Origin of the sequence: Bradyrhizobium sp. Y36 (genome assembly GCF_002531575.1) — a bacterium.
In the GTDB taxonomy this organism is placed as follows: domain Bacteria; phylum Pseudomonadota; class Alphaproteobacteria; order Rhizobiales; family Xanthobacteraceae; genus Bradyrhizobium.
On sequence record NZ_NWTI01000028.1, the window covers coordinates 40,142 to 58,933 of the forward strand.

At 65.9% G+C, this 18,792-nt stretch carries 16 protein-coding genes; 7 read left to right on the forward strand and 9 right to left on the reverse strand.

Annotated elements, in window-relative coordinates; all coding sequences use genetic code 11:
- The first annotated feature begins 130 nt into the window (after window positions 1-130).
- The 6 genes from petA (at window position 131) to CO669_RS32005 (ending at window position 7,296) form a co-directional block, all read left to right on the forward strand.
- Window positions 131-661 (forward strand): ubiquinol-cytochrome c reductase iron-sulfur subunit, encoded by a 531-nt coding sequence (gene petA / locus CO669_RS31980; protein ID WP_097666153.1) that lies wholly within the window; start codon window positions 131-133, stop codon window positions 659-661.
- A gap of 62 nt (window positions 662-723) precedes the next feature.
- A complete protein-coding gene (gene fbcH / locus CO669_RS31985) occupies window positions 724-2,787 on the forward strand; it encodes a cytochrome b/c1 (RefSeq protein WP_097666155.1) in 2,064 nt (687 codons plus the stop codon).
- A 241-nt stretch (window positions 2,788-3,028) separates the two neighbouring features.
- The gene (locus CO669_RS31990; RefSeq protein WP_095426928.1) at window positions 3,029-3,703 is read left to right on the forward strand and encodes a dienelactone hydrolase family protein; all 675 of its coding nucleotides are present in this window, start codon (window positions 3,029-3,031) and stop codon (window positions 3,701-3,703) included.
- Window positions 3,704-3,735: 32 nt separating this feature from the next.
- On the forward strand, window positions 3,736-4,350 hold the full coding sequence (locus tag CO669_RS31995) for a hypothetical protein (RefSeq protein WP_245444609.1): 615 nt from the start codon (window positions 3,736-3,738) through the stop codon (window positions 4,348-4,350).
- 231 nt (window positions 4,351-4,581) lie between these two features.
- Window positions 4,582-6,747: an anthranilate synthase component I gene (locus CO669_RS32000; RefSeq protein ID WP_097666159.1), complete on the forward strand. Its 2,166-nt coding sequence runs from the start codon at window positions 4,582-4,584 to the stop codon at window positions 6,745-6,747.
- A 9-nt stretch (window positions 6,748-6,756) separates the two neighbouring features.
- The gene (locus CO669_RS32005) at window positions 6,757-7,296 is read left to right on the forward strand and encodes an adenine phosphoribosyltransferase (RefSeq protein WP_063196579.1); all 540 of its coding nucleotides are present in this window, start codon (window positions 6,757-6,759) and stop codon (window positions 7,294-7,296) included.
- Window positions 7,297-7,312: 16 nt separating this feature from the next.
- On the opposite strand, the gene CO669_RS32010 is transcribed toward CO669_RS32005, so the two are convergent.
- The 9 genes from CO669_RS32010 to CO669_RS32050 all read right to left on the reverse strand — a co-directional run bounded on the left by CO669_RS32010 (window position 7,313) and on the right by CO669_RS32050 (window position 17,570).
- A complete protein-coding gene (locus tag CO669_RS32010; RefSeq protein WP_097666161.1) occupies window positions 7,313-7,645 on the reverse strand; it encodes a GIY-YIG nuclease family protein in 333 nt (110 codons plus the stop codon).
- An 87-nt stretch (window positions 7,646-7,732) separates the two neighbouring features.
- Complete coding sequence (locus tag CO669_RS32015) at window positions 7,733-8,401, reverse strand: hypothetical protein (protein ID WP_097666163.1); 669 nt, start codon at window positions 8,399-8,401, stop codon at window positions 7,733-7,735.
- A 60-nt stretch (window positions 8,402-8,461) separates the two neighbouring features.
- Window positions 8,462-9,214 (reverse strand): P-loop NTPase family protein, encoded by a 753-nt coding sequence (locus CO669_RS32020; RefSeq protein ID WP_063196576.1) that lies wholly within the window; start codon window positions 9,212-9,214, stop codon window positions 8,462-8,464.
- A 209-nt stretch (window positions 9,215-9,423) separates the two neighbouring features.
- On the reverse strand, window positions 9,424-10,662 hold the full coding sequence (locus CO669_RS32025; protein WP_097666165.1) for a M48 family metallopeptidase: 1,239 nt from the start codon (window positions 10,660-10,662) through the stop codon (window positions 9,424-9,426).
- A 142-nt stretch (window positions 10,663-10,804) separates the two neighbouring features.
- The gene (locus CO669_RS32030; RefSeq protein ID WP_097666167.1) at window positions 10,805-11,365 is read right to left on the reverse strand and encodes a LemA family protein; all 561 of its coding nucleotides are present in this window, start codon (window positions 11,363-11,365) and stop codon (window positions 10,805-10,807) included.
- Between the two features lie 138 nt (window positions 11,366-11,503).
- Entirely contained in the window at window positions 11,504-12,481 is a 978-nt protein-coding gene (locus CO669_RS32035) for a small ribosomal subunit Rsm22 family protein (RefSeq protein ID WP_097666169.1), read from the reverse strand.
- 112 nt (window positions 12,482-12,593) lie between these two features.
- Window positions 12,594-16,058, reverse strand: coding sequence for a chromosome segregation protein SMC (gene smc, locus CO669_RS32040; RefSeq protein WP_097666171.1), 3,465 nt, complete (start codon window positions 16,056-16,058; stop codon window positions 12,594-12,596).
- Window positions 16,059-16,276: 218 nt separating this feature from the next.
- The gene (locus CO669_RS32045) at window positions 16,277-16,933 is read right to left on the reverse strand and encodes a DsbA family protein (protein WP_097666173.1); all 657 of its coding nucleotides are present in this window, start codon (window positions 16,931-16,933) and stop codon (window positions 16,277-16,279) included.
- Between the two features lie 139 nt (window positions 16,934-17,072).
- The gene (locus tag CO669_RS32050) at window positions 17,073-17,570 is read right to left on the reverse strand and encodes a DUF721 domain-containing protein (RefSeq protein WP_097666175.1); all 498 of its coding nucleotides are present in this window, start codon (window positions 17,568-17,570) and stop codon (window positions 17,073-17,075) included.
- 122 nt (window positions 17,571-17,692) lie between these two features.
- On the opposite strand from CO669_RS32050, the gene mutY reads away from it, so the two are divergent.
- The gene (gene mutY, locus CO669_RS32055; RefSeq protein WP_198964370.1) at window positions 17,693-18,790 is read left to right on the forward strand and encodes an A/G-specific adenine glycosylase; all 1,098 of its coding nucleotides are present in this window, start codon (window positions 17,693-17,695) and stop codon (window positions 18,788-18,790) included.
- The last annotated feature ends 2 nt before the right edge of the window (window positions 18,791-18,792 follow it).

Below are 18,792 nucleotides of genomic sequence, written 5' to 3' on the forward strand. Positions count from 1 at the left end.
CCTGTTTAGAGGCGAATGAGCGAAGTTCTGCCGCCGCGGGGGGCCGCGGGCGCCGGCAGCCTTTCCGGGGACCTCATGGGTGCCCCTTGGAGCGGTTCTGCCGGCTGCGTAAGAAGAAAGGGTTGGAATCGTGACGACAGCGTCTTCGGCGGACCATCCGACACGCCGTGATTTCTTATTCGTTGCAACCGGGGCAGCTGCAGCAGTAGGGGGCGCGGCTGCGCTCTGGCCCTTCATCTCCCAAATGAATCCTGACGCGTCGACCATCGCCGCCGGTGCGCCGATCGAGGTCGATCTCAGCCCGGTCGCCGAGGGCCAGGACATCAAGGTGTTCTGGCGTGGCAAGCCGATCTACATCAGCCACCGCACCAAGAAGCAGATCGACGAGGCGCGCGGCGTCAACGTGGCGAGCCTGCCCGATCCGGAGACCGACGAGGCCCGGGTCAAGTCGGGCCACGAGCAATGGCTGGTCGTGATCGGCATCTGCACCCATCTCGGCTGCATCCCGATCGCCCATGAAGGCAATTACGACGGGTTCTTCTGCCCCTGCCATGGTTCGCAGTACGATTCGTCCGGCCGCATCCGCCAGGGGCCCGCGCCCGCGAACCTGCCTGTGCCGCCGTACCAGTTCGTTTCCGACACCAAAATCCAGATCGGCTGAGCTTCGGATCTTCATCCGAAGCTTCGCGCCGTCTCGTCGTATTATTTCCTCAGGATCGCATCATGAGCGGACCATCCGACTACCAGCCGAGCAATCCGGCCCTGCAATGGATCGAGCGGCGCCTGCCGATCCTCGGCCTCATGCACTCCTCCTTCGTCGTCTATCCCACCCCGCGTAACCTGAACTATTGGTGGACCTTCGGCGCCATCCTCTCCTTCATGCTGGGGATGCAGATCCTGACTGGCGTGATCCTGGCGATGCACTATACGCCGCATGCCGATCTCGCCTTCAAGTCGGTCGAGCTGATCGTTCGTGACGTGAACTACGGCTGGCTGCTGCGCAACATGCACGCCTGCGGCGCGTCGATGTTCTTCTTCGCGGTCTACGTCCACATGCTGCGCGGCCTCTATTACGGCTCCTACAAGGAGCCGCGCGAGGTGCTGTGGATCCTCGGCGTCATCATCTACCTCCTGATGATGGCGACCGGCTTCATGGGCTATGTGCTCCCCTGGGGCCAGATGAGCTTCTGGGGCGCCACCGTCATCACCAATCTGTTCTCCGCCATTCCCTATTTCGGCGAGAGCATTGTGACGCTGCTCTGGGGCGGCTATTCGGTCGGCAACCCGACGCTGAACCGCTTCTTCTCGCTGCACTATCTGCTGCCGTTCCTGATCGCGGGCGTCGTCGTGCTCCACGTCTGGGCGCTGCACGTTGCCGGCCAGAACAATCCTGACGGCGTCGAGCCGAAGACGGAAAAGGACACGGTGCCGTTCACGCCGCATGCGACCATCAAGGACGGTTTCGGCGTTGCCTGCTTCCTGCTGCTCTACGCCTGGTTCATCTTCTACATGCCGAACTATCTCGGCGACGCCGACAACTACATTCCGGCGAACCCGGGCGTGACGCCGCCGCACATCGTGCCGGAATGGTATTACCTGCCGTTCTACGCGATCCTGCGCTCGATCCCGAACAAGCTCGCGGGCGTCATCGGGATGTTCTCGGCGATCATCGTGCTGTGCTTCCTGCCCTGGCTCGACGCTGCCAGGACCAGGTCGTCGAAGTACCGCCCGCTGGCCAAGCAGTTCTTCTGGATATTCGTCGTGGTCTGCATCCTGCTCGGCTATCTCGGCGCGCAGCCGCCGGAAGGCATCTACGTGATCGCCGGCCGGGTCCTGACGGTCTGCTACTTCGCTTACTTCCTGATCGTGCTTCCGCTGCTCTCGCGTATCGAGAAGCCGCGGCCGGTGCCGAACTCGATCTCGGAGGCGATTCTCGCCAAGAGCGGCAAGGCCGTCGCCTCCGTCGCGATCGCGCTCGTCGCCGCCGGCGCGCTGTTCCTCGGCAGCCTGCAGGACGCCCGCGCCTCCGAAGGCAGCGACAAGCCGCCGGGCAACAAATGGTCGTTCTCCGGTCCCTTCGGCAAGTTCGACCGGGGCGCGCTGCAGCGCGGCCTGAAGGTCTACAAGGAAGTCTGCGCCAGCTGCCACGGCCTGTCCTACGTCGCCTTCCGCAACCTCGCCGAAGCCGGCGGCCCCGGCTATTCCGTGGCGCAGGCGGCGGCGTTCGCGTCCGAGTACAAGGTCAAGGACGGCCCGAACGATGCGGGTGACATGTTCGAGCGCCCCGGCCGGCCGGCCGACTATTTCCCCTCGCCATTCCCGAACGAGCAGGCGGCCCGTGCGGCGAACGGCGGTGCGGCGCCGCCCGATCTGTCGCTGATCACCAAGGCGCGCTCCTATGGCCGCGGCTTCCCCTGGTTCATCTTCGACTTCTTCACCCAGTACCAGGAGCAGGGCCCAGACTACGTCTCGGCGGTGCTTCAGGGATTTGACGATCACGTCCCCGAGGGTGTGACGATCCCGGAAGGCTCGTACTACAACAAGTACTTCCCAGGCCACGCCATCAAGATGCCGAAGCCGCTCAGCGACGGCCAGGTGACCTATGACGACGGCTCGCCGACCACGGTCGCGCAGTACTCCAAGGACGTCACCACGTTCCTGATGTGGACGGCCGAGCCGCACATGGAAGCGCGCAAGCGCCTCGGATTCCAGGTGTTCGTGTTCCTGATCCTGTTCGCGGGCCTGATGTACTTCACCAAGAAAAAGGTCTGGGCCGACTCGCACTGAGCGGGCGCCTGACGCGACGAAAAATGAAAAAGCCCCCGCAAGGGGGCTTTTTTGTCGCCGTCATTCCGGGGCGATGCGCAGCATCGAGCCCGGAATCCATTCAGCGACCGACTCTGCCGCCCGATGGATTCCGGGTTCGCGCTATCGCGCGCCCCGGAATGACGACAGTGTGGATTGCGCCGCGTGCCCGCACCGGCGAAGATACCGCCAATCGCTCCCCAGAAACTCATCGGAGGACACCATGGGAACCGCCATCACCTTCAAACGTCCCGACGGCAAGGACGCCTCGGGCTATCTCGCCAACGCGGCGCGCGGCAATGCGCCCGGTGTCGTCGTGATCCAGGAATGGTGGGGCCTGTCGGATCAGATCAAGGGCCTGTGCGATCGCTTTGCGCTGGCCGGCTTCGATGCGCTGGCGCCCGACCTCTACAAGGGTAAGGTGGTGCCGTATCACGACACGGACAGCGCCAACAAGGAAATGAACTCGCTCGACTTCATGGACGCCACCACGCAGACCGTGCGTGGCGCCGCGCAATATCTGTCGCGCAACGGCGCCAAGGTCGGGCTGACCGGCTTCTGCCTCGGCGGCGCCGTCACCATCATCGGATCGGTGCATGTGCCCGAGCTCGCCGCCGGCGTCGTGTTCTACGGCATCCCGCCGGAGCAGGCCGCCAAGCCCGCCGACGTCAAGATTCCGCTGCAGGCCCATTTCGCCAACAAGGACGATTGGTGCACGCCGGAGCTGGTGGGCGGCTTCGAGAAGGCCATGAAGGCCGCCGGCAAGTCGCTGGAGCTGTTCCGCTATGATGCCGAGCATGCCTTCGTCAACGAGCAGCGCCAGGCCGTGCACGACCGTGAGGCCGCCGAGCTCGCCTGGGGGAGGGCGACGGAGTTTTTCAGGAAGCATCTCGGGTGATGCTGGAACGGCCGAGCAGGAGCAGCGAGCGCATGCCCATTCCGTCTGTCGCCCGCCGATCGCTTGATCCCATCGCTCGGTCGGTACTTGCTGCTGGCGCGCTGATGCTGATGCTAGCTCAGGCGCCGGCACAGCAAGCCTTCGTCACGCTGAATGGCGATCTCAAGAAAGAGGCCTGGTGGGTCATCGCTGAATTCCATCCGTTCACAGCTGAGGTTCGCGGCATCCCCGCGAACCAGATCCGCAAGAGCTGGTGCAAGGCGACGGAATTTCGCAAGGACCTGATCCCCAAAGAGCTGCTGTTCGAGAATGGTGGCGACGTGATGAAGGTGGCCGACATGTCCTTTGCCGTCGAGGGGCGGTTCGACGGCTCCGCCTCGAAGCAAATCGCTGTGGTCGGTGTGTTTCAGGAGTGTGCCGGCCCAAAGGGCAGGTTCATGCTGATCCTCGATCAGCCGGACGGCGAGCAGCCGAAGGTGCGCTTTGTCGACGCTGTACGTACCAACCGCCAGTTCGCGGCTCTTTCGACGGACAAGCGCGGCAAGCTCGTCCTTTGGGGGTGCATGGAATGCGACGGCTATTCTGTCCTCAAATGGGATCGGAAGAAGAGCAGGTTCGGCTGGGAGCCTGACCCTCTCGAGCAATAGTCCGAAGCCGACCCTCGCAGATGGCGGCCCTTGACGCCGCCCCCCGGCCATGGTGAGTATCCGCCCCATGAGCACCGCAGCCCGCCCAGCCCGTCTTTGGTGGCGCACCTCCTAAAGAGGTGGCCGGTGCGATTTTCCTTTCCCAAATCGTCTGAGGTCGCCTGCACAGTGCGGCGGCCTTTTCGTTTGTCCTGTGTGGCGTTCCCTCGGCAAGTTTCGTAAGAGGACCACATGAACAGGACAGTCTTTGCCCTCCCGGCCAGAAGTGAGTACGCGACCCGCGCGGGTCTGGCGATCACGCGCGTGGCGGAGCAGTTTACCGGCGGGGCCAACAGGCTCGACGACCTGATCAACCTGCTCGACCGCCGCCGCGGTGTGGTGCTCTCCTCGGGCACGACCGTGCCGGGCCGCTACGAGAGCTTTGACCTCGGCTTTTCCGATCCGCCGCTCAAGCTCGAGACCACGGGCGTCAGTTTCAAGCTCGAAGCGCTCAACGCGCGCGGAGAGGTGCTGATCGCGTTCCTCGGCGACGTCCTGCGCGAGCCCTGCGTCGTGATCTCCGAGACGACGACGACGCGCCTTGCGGGCCACATCGTCCGTGGCGAGGCGCCCGTCGAGGAAGACCAGCGCACGCGGCGCGCCAGCGTGATGTCGCTGGTGCGCGACATCATCGCCGCCTTCTCCGCCAATGACGACGGACTGCTCGGCCTGTTCGGCGCCTTCGCCTACGACCTCGTGTTCCAGATCGAGGACCTCGTGCAGAAGCGCCCGCGCGAGCAGGACCAGCGCGACATCGTGCTGTACGTGCCCGATCGCCTGCTGGCCTATGACCGCGCCACCGGGCGTGGCGTGGTGCTCTCTTACGACTTCGCCTGGAAGGGCAAATCCACCGCTGGCCTGCCGCGCGAGACTGCGGAGAGCCCCTATCTGAAGACGCCGCGCCAGGGCTTTGCCGATCACGCGCCCGGCGAATATCAGGCCACCGTCGAGACCGCGCGCGCCGCGTTCGCCCGCGGCGATCTGTTCGAAGCCGTGCCGGGCCAGCTGTTCGCCGAGCCCTGCGATCGTTCGCCGGCCGAAGTGTTTCAGCGGCTCTGCATCATCAATCCGTCGCCCTATGGCGCGCTGATGAATCTCGGCGAGGGCGAGTTTCTCGTCTCGGCTTCTCCGGAAATGTTCGTGCGCTCGGACGGTCGCCGCGTCGAGACCTGCCCGATCTCGGGCACGATCGCGCGCGGCAGCGACGCGATCGGCGATGCCGAGCAGATCCGCCAGCTCCTGAACTCGGAGAAGGACGAGTTCGAGCTCAACATGTGCACCGACGTCGACCGCAACGACAAGGCGCGCGTGTGCGTGCCTGGCACCATCAAGGTGCTGGCGCGGCGGCAGATCGAGACCTACTCAAAACTGTTTCACACCGTTGACCATGTCGAGGGCATGCTGCGCCCCGGCTTCGACGCGCTCGATGCCTTCCTCACCCACGCCTGGGCGGTGACTGTCACCGGCGCGCCAAAGCTCTGGGCGATGCAGTTCGTCGAGGATCACGAGCGCTCGCCGCGGCGCTGGTATGCCGGCGCGATCGGCGCCGTGAACTTCGACGGCAGCATCAACACCGGCCTCACCATCCGCACCATCCGCATGAAGGATGGTCTCGCCGAAGTGCGCGTCGGCGCCACCTGCCTGTTCGATTCCGATCCGGCTGCCGAAGACCGCGAATGCCAGGTCAAGGCCGCCGCCCTGTTCCAGGCGCTGCGCGGCGATCCGCCGAAGCCGCTCTCGACCTTCGCGCCCGATGCGACCGGCTCGGGCAAGCGGGTGCTGCTGATCGACCACGACGACAGCTTCGTGCACATGCTGGCCGATTATTTCCGCCAGGTCGGCGCCGAGGTCACCGTGGTCCGCTACGTGCACGCGCTCGACATGCTCAAGCAGCGGACGTGGGACTTGCTGGTGCTGTCGCCCGGTCCCGGGCGTCCCGAGGACTTCGGAATCAAGACAACGATCGATGCTGCGCTCGAGAAGAAGCTGCCGGTGTTCGGCGTCTGCTTGGGCGTACAGGCGATCGGCGAATATTTCGGCGGCGAGCTCGGCCAGCTCACCCATCCCGCCCATGGCCGCCCCTCGCGGGTGCAGGTGCGGGGCGGGCGCCTGATGCGCAACCTGCCGAACGAGATCGTCATCGGCCGCTATCACTCGCTGTTCGTCGAGCGCGACAGCATGCCGGAGGTTCTGGCCGTCACCGCCAGCACCGAGGACGGCGTCGCCATGGCGCTGGAGCACAAGACCCTGCCGGTCGCCGGCGTGCAATTCCACCCGGAATCGCTGATGTCGCTCGGCAACGAGGTGGGTTTGAAGATTGTCGAGAACGCGTTCCGGCTGGATGCGCCGGGCAATTGAGAGGCACGAATGACCTTTGACCACGACATCAAGGCGAGCGTCCGCACCATTCCCGACTATCCCAAGCCGGGGATCATGTTCCGCGACATCACGACTTTGCTCGCGGACGCGCGTGCGTTCCGCCGCGCGGTCGACGAGCTCGTCAATCCCTGGGCCGGCAACAAGATCGACAAGGTCGCCGGCATGGAGGCAAGGGGCTTCATCATCGGCGGCGCGGTGGCGCACCAGCTCTCTGCGGGCTTCGTGCCGATCCGGAAGAAAGGCAAGCTGCCGCACACCACCGTGCGCATCGCCTATTCGCTCGAATACGGCATCGACGAGATGGAGATGCATGTCGACGCGATCGCGCCCGGGGAGCGCGTGATCCTGGTCGACGACCTCATTGCCACCGGTGGCACCGCGGAGGGCGCGGTGAAGCTGCTGCGCCAGATCGGCGCCAACGTTGTCGCCGCCTGCTTCATCATCGATCTGCCCGAGCTCGGCGGCGCCGCCAAGCTGCGTGCCATGGACGTGCCGGTGCGCACGCTGATGACGTTCGAAGGGCATTGAGCCACCGCCGGGGCGGTCAGATCGCCTCGGCCTTCAGTTCGTCCCGCCAATGCAGCAGGCGCTCCTTGAGGAGCGCGTTCCTGACATAGGCGCTCTCCTCGTCCTCCAGACGCTCGCATTCGCCGAAGCTCAAGCCGGCCTCGCCCTGCGTATTCCAGGTCGCCTGCAGGCTGCTGCAGGTGTGGCTGCCCTGGCGCAGCGAGAACCAGATGCGGTTCTGGATCGTCTCCAGGTTCGGCGCCTGACCAACCCAGGCCTGCCCCGACGCCGCGCAGCGCACGACGTAGATGCCGGCAATGGTCTTGCGCTCCTTGTAGGCGGTGATTGCTGCTTTCCGGTCGATGGTCACGGGTGACGGGCCTTGCTGAGGAGAGATCGATGCCCGCCTCACTATGCCGGCTTCAGTCCATAGTCAATATTATCCGGGTATAAATATTCAGGACCGCTGCAGGATCAGGCTGAGCTCGAGCTCGCGGAAGGCGAGGTAATTGCGTCGGGTCCATTGGTGCAGCTCGGTGGACGAATCCTTTTCCTGGCGCAGGTAGCGGGTGAAGGAGAAGTTGAGCCGGTCGACATAGGTCTTGAGGAAGCCGGGCAGTGCGGGGAGGCGAAACAACCGGCCGCCGGCCATCGCAGCCGGCAGCTCGCCGCGCACGACGAATTCGTTGTCCACCGTGATCAGGTTCATGCGCGGGATCTGCCCGCGCAGCATCTCATGGGCGCGCGCCGAGACGCGGTCGGTATCGGCGATGAACAGGATCTGGGGCGCGACATGGCGGCGCGCCGCTTCCTTGAGCAGGCCGATCTCGTCGGTCATCTTGAAAAACTCGTCGAAGGCATGGAAGCCGAGGTCGATCACCTTGGCGAGTCCGTCGTCGACGATGACGCGGTCCATCAGCTGCATCTTGCCGAAGGTGTCGATCACGTCGGCGGTCTCGGTGATCCCAGGCAGATAGTCGAGCAGCGAGGGCTCTTTCAGATTGACGTCGAAGGCCGCGACATTGCCGTTCTTGAGCAGCAGGAATTCGCTCAAAAGCCGCGCCAGCAGGGTCTTGCCGACCTGCGGGCGGGGCGAGCAGATGATGTAGACGGGCGTTGCGGGCATCGACAGCTATATCCGTCGAACTTGGCGACCAATCCAGCCGTATCAGCCCGCACTTCGCAACTATTTTTCGCTGTTGCGGGTGACGGACTTCGACCCCACGATGTCGGTCAGGCGGATGCGGTCGAACTCGCTCCAGACGTTGGCCAGCCAGTGCCGGACATAGCCGCGCAGCACGAAGGAGTAGTTCGCGGCCTCGTCGTTGATGCCCTTGTTGGCGACGAATTTCAGGAATGGAACGGAGGAGACTTCGACCTGCTCATAGGCCATTTCGTTGAGCTTGGGGATGGTCAGCTCGGTGGCGTCCTTGATGCGGTGGAAGTAGGAATTGTAGGTCGCCTGGTCCCACTGGAAGAACTGGGTGTCGTTGATGAAGTTCTTCACCAGGAAATATTTCGCACCGGTCATGAAGCCCGCGGTCTCGGCGATCTCGTCCAGCGAGGCGATCGAGGGGCCGAGGATGTGGAACACCGCGAAGGTGATCTGGCCGGCCTTGGCCGCGTCGAGGAAACCGATATCGCGGAGCGAGGCCAGCGCCGGCGAGAGCAGGCCGGCGCGGACGTCGATCACGGTCACCGACGGGCTCGTCGCGTTGAGCGTATCGAAGATCTTCATCTGATCGGCCGTCGTCGTCATATCGACGATCTCGGTGATATCAGGGTGGAAGCGCTTCAGGGTTCCGCGCGGGGACTCCGTGTCGAAGGCGCGTGTCGGCACGTTGTTGGCTGAGAAATAATCGAGCAGGGTGCGCGACACCGTGGTCTTGCCGACCCCGCCCTTGTCCGCGCCCACCACAACCACTGCCGGCTTTGCCATTGCTGTCCCCTAACGCGCGCCCCCGACCGCGAGATCGCGATCGGCCGGGCCCCAAATCGATGTCCCACAGGACGTCCCGAGTCTGCTGTTGGGCGCGAACATGGCAGAAACAAGGGAGAATTCAATTCCTCGGCATGTCGATAGGGCAATTCCCGAAGTTTTTCCCAATCGCCGCGAAACCCGCCACGAACCGCGGCCAAATGCGAGGCTCAGTGCCGGCCCCAGGGACCCATGGGGTTTCCCGCGGGGTTGCCTATCGGGGCTGCGGAAGGGCTTGGCGCGGGCACGGGCGGCGGACTGGCCGTGCTGCTTGCATCGTCCCACGGGCCATGCGGCGACGGCGCTGGGCCGTCCCGTGGTGTGGCTTGCGCCTCGGGTTGGTCCGCCTCGGGCTGCTCCGGCTCTTCGGCGAGGTCCGGCAGCGGGCCGGGGTCGTGGCCGCCGGCAAACTTGACCAGGGCATCGACCCGCGACTGCACCGAGGGGTGGGTTGCGAACAGATCGGCAAAGCCCTCGCGAGGATTGTCGACGCAGAGCTCCATCACCGCCGAGGTCGCGCCGGGAAGCTCGCCGCGATTCTCGATCTTGCGCAGCGCCGAGATCATGGCGTCGGGATCCTTCGTCAGCTCGACCGAGCCGGCGTCGGCGAGATATTCGCGCGACCGCGACAGAGCGAGCTTGACCACCTGGGACAGCAGCCAGGCCACCACGATCAGCACGATGGCGATGATGATCACGATCACCGCACCGCCGCCGGAACTCTTGCTGTCGCTCGACGACGAGGACGACCGCGACGACGAGGAGGAGCCCGAGGACCACGAGCCGCCGGAGCCGGAGCTCCAGCTGAAATTCGTGAACAGGCGGAAGAACAATTCGCCGAAGAAGCCGACCACGCCGGCGATGATGACGGCGACCACCATCAGCTGCACGTCGCCGTTCTTGATGTGGGTCAGCTCGTGGCCGAGCACCGCCTCGATCTCCTTGTCGTCGAGGGCATCGAGGAGACCTGTGGTGACGGTGATGGAATATTGCCGGGGATTGAGGCCGGTCGCGAACGCGTTCAGCGCCGGGCTCTCCATGATCTTCAGCTTCGGCATGGTGATGCCGCGCGAGATGCAGAGGTTTTCGAGCAGATTGTAGAGCCGCGGCTGTTCCTGCCTTGTGACGTCGTGTCCGCCGGTCACCGCATCGATCATCGACTGGTGGAAGAAATAGGCGATCACGATCCAGACCGCCGCCACGACCGTCGCAACGGGCGCGGCGACCTTCAGGTCCTGAAGGGCATGGCTCAGATAATAGGCGACCGTGCCGTTGCCGTTGATGACGACCTCGGCGACCAGCGCGCCGGCATAGACCAGCACGTAGACCAGCGCGAACAGGCCGGCGAGCAGCAGCATCGAACGAAACTTGTTCGAGGCGATGTGCGTGTAGAGACCGTACGCGGCCATGGCTGCTTCCGTTTAATCACCGTCATTTCGGGGCGGGCCGGAGGCCCGAACCCGGAATCCAGAGATTGGTGATCTCGATGAGATTCCGGGTTCGATGCTGCGCATCGCCCCGGAATGACAGCATCTGTTGTGCAAGCTCAGATCAGAACTTCACCTGCGGCGCAGCCTCGACCTCGGTACGGCTCGCGCCGAGATCGAAGAAGTCCTTTTTGGTGAAGCCGAACATGCCGGCGAACAAGGCCGCAGGCAGCTGCTGGATGCCGGTGTTGTATTCCTGGACCGCGTTGTTGAAGAAGCGGCGGCTCGCCGCGATCTTGTTCTCGAGGTCGGAGAGCTCGGATGCGAGCTGCTGGAAATTGGCATTGGCCTTGAGGTCGGGATAGGCCTCCGACAGCGCGATCAGCCGGCCGAGCGCGCCGGAGAGCTGGTTCTCGGCCGCGGATACCTGCGAAGGACCTTGCGCCGACATCGCCGAATTGCGCGCCTTGATGACGTCGTCCAGCGTGCCGCGCTCATGCGAGGCATAGCCCTTCACGGTCTCGACCAGGTTCGGAACGAGGTCGTGGCGCTGCTTGAGCTGCACGTCGATGTCGGCAAAGGCCTGGCCGACGCGCTGGCTGAGCGCCACAAGGCGGTTGTAGGCGCTGAAGGCGAACAGCGCGAGAACGACGATGACGCCGAGAACGATCCAGCCGGTCGACATGGAGAACTCCTGAAGGGGGAAGAAGGCGGGCTAGGTTAGACCAGATTGGCGCAGGACGAGAGCCCCGGCGCAGAGGAAAGGTAAGACTTGGTCGGATCGGGCGCCATCCGCGTTCAAGGCAAAAGCGGTGAACGGGCGTTAACTTTCGGACAGGACGGCATCGCCCCAGCGCCAGCGGCGGGCACTTGCGTAAGCGGTCTTGTCGCGGCGGGGGACTTTGGCGAGCTCGACGCTTTGCTCAGTGCAGAGCTTCGCCGTGATCTCGGCCTTGCCGACATCCGGCGGCGCCAGCACGCGGGCGGCGCGCGTCGCCGGCGGCGTGCGGGTCAGGGCGACGTAGATGAAGCGCTCGTCCTCGAACGGCACCTCGGCGCCCTTGATCTGCCGGTGCGCCTGCGAGCGCGGCAGGCGCTGGTTGAAATGGCACCAGTCGGGCGCGATGAGCGGGCAAGGCTTGTCGTGCGGGCAGGGTGCGGCGACGTAGGCGCCAGCCGCGACCAGCTGTTGGCGCAGCGCGAGGATGCGGGCGTAGCCGGCGGGCGTGCCGGGCTCGATCACGAGCAGCGCCTGGCGGGCTTTGGCCCACATCGCTGCCGCGAGCTTGCGTTGGTCGGCCTCGCCGAGTTCGCCGATGATGTAGCTGGCGACGACAAGATCGGCTTGCGAGACTTCAGTGAGGTTGCCGCCGGCATCGCCCGGCAGATAACGGCACTCCGCCAATCGCGAGCTGTCGCGCGCCAGTTCGAGCGCGAGCCGGCTCAGCGTGGCGTTGGCGTCGAGCAGGGTAAAGTCCTGCAATGAAGGAAAGGCTTCGGCCGCGGCCCAGCTGGCGGTGCCCGGCCCTGCGCCGACGTCGAGCAGCGTTTCCGGAGCGAGGCTTGGCGCGATCTCCGTCAGCGCGTTCAGGCTCGCGGCGACCGCCGCGTAGGTCGCGGGCATCCGCGCGAGCGCATAGGCGAGGGCATCAGCCTCGGACTTGATCGTGCCGGAGGTGCCGCCGGCGCGGTAAGTCGTCGAGATTTTCTGCGAGCGCTGTGCCGCGTCGGTGCGGGAGAAGCCCTGCAGCTTGCCGTCGAGGGCTGCTTTCAGTTCGGCGGGGAGGGTGGGGGAGATCATCTTTGCCCACCGTCATCCCGGGGCGCGACGCAGTCGCGAACCCGGGAGTTCGAGATTGTTGTGCGAGATTCCGGGTTCTCGCTTCGCGAGCCCCGGAATGACGCGAGCCGTCTCACGCCACGTTCTGGTCGAGAATGTCCACAGCCTCTGACAGGCTGACCGACACCAGCTGCGACACGCCGCGCTCGGCCATGGTGACGCCGAACAATCGGTTCATCCGCGCCATGGTGATCGGGTTGTGGGTGATGATGATGAAGCGCGTGTCGGTCGAGCCGGTCATCTCGTGCAGCAGGTTGCAGTACCGTTCGACGTTGTGGTCGTCGAGCGGCGCGTCGACTTCGTCCAGCACGCAGATCGGAGAGGGGTTGGTCAGGAACACCGCGAAGATCAGCGCCATCGCGGTCAGCGCCTGCTCGCCGCCCGACAGCAGCGACAGAGTCTGCGGCTTCTTGCCCGGCGGCTTTGCGATGATCTCGAGGCCGGCTTCGAGCGGGTCGTCGCTCTCGATCAGATGCAGCGCGGCTTCGCCGCCGCCGAACAGCTCGACGAACAGGCGCTTGAAGTGGTTGTTGACGACCTCGAACGAGGTCAGGAGGCGCTCGCGCGCTTCCTTGTTGAGGCTCTGGATGCCCTGGCGCAGCCGCTTGATGGCTTCGACGAGGTCGTCGCGCTCGGTGACGAGGCCCGTGTGCTGGGTCTCGACCTCGCGCAGCTCTTCTTCAGCGCGGAGGTTGACGGCGCCGAGGCGCTCGCGGTCGCGGCGCATTTTTTCGAGGTCTTCCTCGATGTCGTGCAGCGGCGGCAGCTCCGCGCCCGGCTCGAGCTCGGCAAGGCCGGCAACGGCCTGCGGCTCGACCTCCAGCATGTCGCGGATCTCGCGCTCGATGTCCTCGAGCCGGCGGCGGGCGCCTTCCATGCGTTCCTCGGCGCGGGCGGTGGCCTCGCGCGAGCTGGACAGCGCCTCCAGCGTCAGCTTGGCGACGCGGTCGGTTTCCGCCATCGCGCTTTCCGCGGTGGCGAGCGCGTCGGCAGCCATGCGGCGGTCGTTCTCGGCGTATTCGATCTCGGTGATCAGCGCGCTGCGCTTCTCGGCGAACACCTGCGGCGCGTTTTCCAGCTCGCTGCGCTCGATCGTCAGCTCGGCGATGCGGGCCTGGATGGTGTCGATGTGGGAGGCCGCGCTCTCCTTGCGGTTCGCCCACTCGGTGCGCTCGGCGAGGATCGCCTGCACGCGGCGGTCGGCAAGCTCGGCCTCGCGGGCCAGCGCCTGCGCTTCGGCACGGACCTGGGCGGCCATGCGGCGATGGGCTTCGATGTCGCTGCGAACGGCGGCGAGACGGGTCTCGGTGTCCTCGCTCGACGGCAGCTCGCTGATGCCGGCCTCGGCATATTCATAGGCAGCTTCGGCCTCGGCGCGGTCGGCGGCGAGGCGGCTGTGCGCTTCGGACAGCGTCGCCTTGCGCGCGGCATGGCGGCTGATCTCGCGCTCGGCATTGGCGTGGCGCTCGCGCGCGACGTTCAGCTCGCGCTGCGCGGCGCGCCAGGCTTCGCGGCTGGCACCTTCGGTGCTGGCCGCCATCTGCAACTCGGACTCGGCGTTCTCCAGCGCCTGACGCTTGATCTGCGCGTCGATGCGGGCCTGCTCCAGCTCGTTCTCGATGTCGACGAGGCGGGCGCGCTCGGCGAGGCGGCGGGCAGCGCCGGTCGGGGCGTGCGCGGCGGCGACGAAGCCGTCCCAGCGCCAGACGTCGCCCTCGGGCGAAACCAGACGCTGGCCGGTCTTGAGCTGCGAGACCAGCTCGGCACCGCGCTCGCGCGGCACCACGCCGATCTGGGCCAGACGGCGGGTCAGCTCGGCCGGGGCCTGAACGTGGCTCGCGAGCGGCTCGACGCCTTCGGGCAGGGCCGGATCGTCTTCGGTGTGGCCGACATTGGTCCAGCGCATCGGCGCCGACGGATCGATCGGCGCATCGAGGTCGTCGCCGAGCGCGGCGCCGATCGCCTTCTCAAAGCCCTTGTCGACGGTGATGCCGTCGATGATCGGCGGCCACAGATTCTTGGTCTCGCCGTTGAGGATCTTGGAGATGGTGCGCGCCTCGGTTTCGAGCCGCTGCGCGCGCTTGTCAGCCTCGACCAGCGGCGAGCGCGACGATTCCAGCGTCTGGCGCGCCGCGACGTGGGCGGCTTCGCTGGCCTGTGCCGCGGCCTCCGAAGCCGCGAGCGTCTCTTCCGCGGTTTCGACCAGAGCGGTCAGTTCGTCGAGGTCGCCGAAGCCGCCGGTCGCCTCGGTGAGCTTCTGCTCTTCCGCGGCGACATTGGCGATCTCCTGGTCGAGCCGGGCGAGCTTGTCGCGATGGGTGCGGACGTTGGCCTCGAGCTGGTTGCGCTTGGCGGTGAGGTCGGCGAGCGCGGTGGTGAGCTCGGCGAATTGCTGCTCGGTCTCGGTCAGCACCGCCTCGGCTTCGGCGACGCGCTCGTCGACGCCGGAGCGCTTCTCGACGCGCGACTTGATCTCTTCCTTCAGCTCGGCATCTTCGGCGTCGAGCCGCTGCAGCGCGACGTCGGCGTCCATGGTTTGTTGCTGGGCACGGGAGATGTCGCCCTCGAACTGGGCGAGGCGACGCTCGAGCTCGGCGACGCGCTCCTTGGCGCGCTCTTCCTCGCGGTCGAGCAGCTCGCGGGCATTGGTCAGGCGCTGCAGGCCTGCCGCGGCGCGTGCTTCGGCGTCGCGCAGCGCCGGCATTTCGGCGGCGCGGATCGCCTGGATGCGGGCGGCTTCGGCCTGGTGCTGGGTGCGCTCGGCCATCTCGCGCACGGCGAGGTCATGGGTCTGGCCGGATTCGTTGACGTCGGCATGAGCGCCGATCCAGCGCAGATGGAACAGGGTGGCTTCGGCCTTGCGGACCTTGGCGGCAACCTCGCGGTAGCGCACGGCCTGGCGGGCCTGCTTCTTCAGGCCTTCCATCTGACCGCCGAGCTGGCCGATCACGTCCTCGACGCGGGTGAGGTTGGTTTCGGCGGCCTTCAGCCGCAGCTCGGCCTCGTGGCGGCGGGCATGCAGGCCGGCAACGCCGGCGGCGTCTTCCAGCACGCGGCGGCGCTGCTCGGGCTTGGCCTGGATGATCTCGCCGATCTTGCCCTGGTGGACGAGCGCGGGCGAACGCGCACCGGTGGCGGCGTCGGCGAACAGGATCTGCACGTCGCGCGCGCGCACGTCGCGGCCGTTGATGCGATAGACCGAGCCCGCTTCGCGCTCGATGCGGCGGGAGATTTCGAGCAGCTGGCTGTCGTTCATCGCCGCGGGCGCGGTGCGATCGGCATTGTCGATCGTCATCGTCACTTCGGCGTGGTTGCGCGCGGGACGGTTGCCGGAGCCGGCGAAGATCACCGCGTCCATGTCGGCGGCGCGCAGCGATTTGTACGAGGTTTCACCCATCGCCCAGCGCAGCGCTTCGACGAGATTCGACTTGCCGCAGCCGTTGGGGCCGACCACGCCGGTCAGGCCGGGCTCGATGACGAAGTCCGTGGGCTCGACGAAGGACTTGAAGCCGTGAAGTCGCAGGCGGGTGATTTTCATAAGCACGCATCTCTGTTGGCAGGCGCGAATCCCCCTGCCGGGACAATACCATGGAAGGCAGTGTCGCTATCCGGGGCGAGTCGCGCGAGGCGCCTCATGCGGCTGGACAATGGCCGCGGTGCGCCGCGAGGGCAACCGGCGAAAGCCGCTTTTCCCAAGGGATTTATGCCGGGAAAGATACGGCTTTCGAGATGCGAATCAGGATCTTGACGAGCGAATCAGCTCTTCAGCAGCGGATTGATCTTCTTGGCGAACTCCTCGAACGAGGCCTCGCCCTTGATCTTCTCGCCGTTGATGAAGAAGGTCGGCGTCGAATCCACCTTGAGCACGTCGCTGGCGTATTTCTGGTCGGCGGCGATCTTGTCGAGCAGCGCCTGGTCCTTCAGGCAGGCCTCGACCTGCTGCTGGGTGAGGCCGGCCTGCTTGCCGATCCGCGTCAGGGTTTCCGTGGTGTTCTTCACCACCCAGTCGTTCTGCTGGCGGAACAGCATGTCGGTGACGGCGAAGTATTTCGGCCCATCGCCATTGGCGATGCAGCGCGACAGCATCGAGCCGGCGGCGGCTTTGATGTCGAGCGGAAACTCGCGGAAGATGTAACGCACCTTGCCGGTGTCGATGTATTCCTTCTTGATCTTGGGGAACACCTGCTCGTTGAAGGCGGCGCAGTGCGGGCAAGTCATCGAGGCGTATTCGGTGATGGTGACGGCGGCATCGTTCGGGCCGAGCGCCATGTCGGGCAGCGACACCGGCTTGGCGACGTCGGCGGCGGACTGCGCCGCGGCCTCCGAGATGAACCGCAGCGGCGAGAACCCGGCGAGCGCGGCAAGCCCGGTCAGCGACAGCATCGTGGTGAAGGCGCGGCGGGTGATGATCAAGGTCGGCTCCCGGATTGGTGTGGTCTTGCCCCAAGGACTTATGGCGGTTCCCGTTCGGGCGGCCTGTCGCTAGCTCGAAACGTCGATTGAGGCAATGGCGCGCGGCCGGGACAGGTCCAGATTGGCTGCGAAATAAGGCTCAATTTCGCTTGATGGCGGCCCCAAGTCGGGCCAGCGCCGTCTTCAGGTCTTCATCTTCGATGGCCCCGAGGCTCTCCGCCACCTTGGCGACGCTCTTGGGGTCCGGCGGGGCGGGTCGCTTCCGGGCCCGGGGCCGCGACAGGGGCGCCTGGCGGAAGGCAAGCCTGCCGACCGCGCTCCAGCCGAAGAAGCGGTTGACCCGCTCCAGGATCACGTCGGCTGAGTGCTGGATCTCCAGCGCCATCGGCCCCTCGACCCGCAGCACCAGGGTCGCCGGCTCCTGCGGCTGGCCCTCCACCGGCCGCGGCCATTGCATCTTGAGCGGCTCGGCATGGGCCGCGATTTCCGGCCCGGCGATCTGCTCCCACCGCGTCACCAGCTCGCGCGCTGCAAACCCCTGCTTGGCGTAGGCCTCGGCAAAGACGTCGTTGAGCAGGATCCCGAGCGGCTTGGCGCTGACGGGGCCGGGTTTGTAGATGGGAGGAAGCTTGGCCATGGGCCCTTATAGCACTCCGGGGCGCGACCCACAGACTCCTCGAGGTGAAGAAAGACGGGGATGCCCGCGAGGAGCGCGGGCATGACGTGGAGAGATCAGGCCGATGTCGCTACAGTGTGAGCATGAGCCCCAAATCCGCGCTGAAGGCGAAATCGGAACCCCGTCAGGCGGAGACCTCGTCGCGCCCCCTCGCGCTTCTCCAATGGTACGACCGCCACCGCCGCCGACTGCCCTGGCGAGCCGCCCCCGGCGAGACGTCGGACCCCTACCGTGTCTGGCTGTCGGAGATCATGCTGCAACAGACCACGGTGAAGGCGGTCGGCCCTTACTTCGAAAAATTCGTTGCGCGCTGGCCCGATGTGACGGCGCTCGGCAACGCCTCGCAGGACGACGTGCTGCGGATGTGGGCCGGGCTCGGCTATTATTCGCGTGCGCGCAATCTCTATGCCTGCGCGGTTGCCGTGACGCGCGAGCATGGCGGCAGCTTTCCGGATACGGAGGAAGGCCTTCGCGCGCTGCCGGGGATCGGGCCGTACACGGCGGCGGCGATCGCGGCGATCGCGTTCGATCGTCACACCATGCCCGTCGACGGCAATATCGAGCGCGTGATGTCGCGCCTGTTTGCGGTCGAGGAGGAGCTGCCGCAAGCCAAGCCGCTGATCCAGCAACTGGCATCGACACTGCTTGCCAATTCACGCGCCGGCGATAGCGCGCAGGCACTGATGGACCTCGGCGCTTCGATCTGCACGCCGAAGAAGCCGGCCTGCTCGCTGTGCCCGTTCACCGAGGATTGCGCGGCGCGCCTGCAAGGCACGCAGGAGACGTTCCCGCGCAAGGCGCCGAAGAAGAGCGGAACGCTGCGGCGCGGCGCCGCTTTCGTGGTGACGCGTGGGGACGAGCTGCTGGTTCGATCGCGGCCCGAAAAAGGCCTGCTCGGCGGCATGACGGAAGTGCCAGGTTCGGACTGGCGCGCGGGACAGGAGGATTCGGCCGCGAAGCAGCAGGCGCCGGACTTGAAAGGGCTGTCGCGCTGGCAGCGCAAGGTGGGCGTGGTCACCCACGTCTTCACCCATTTTCCGCTGGAGCTGGTGGTCTACACCGCGAAGGCGAAGGCGCACACGCGGGCGCCCGCGGGCATGCGCTGGGTTCCGCTCGCGACGCTGGCCGACGAGGCGCTGCCGAACGTCATGCGCAAGGTGATTGCGCACGCGCTCGACTAAGC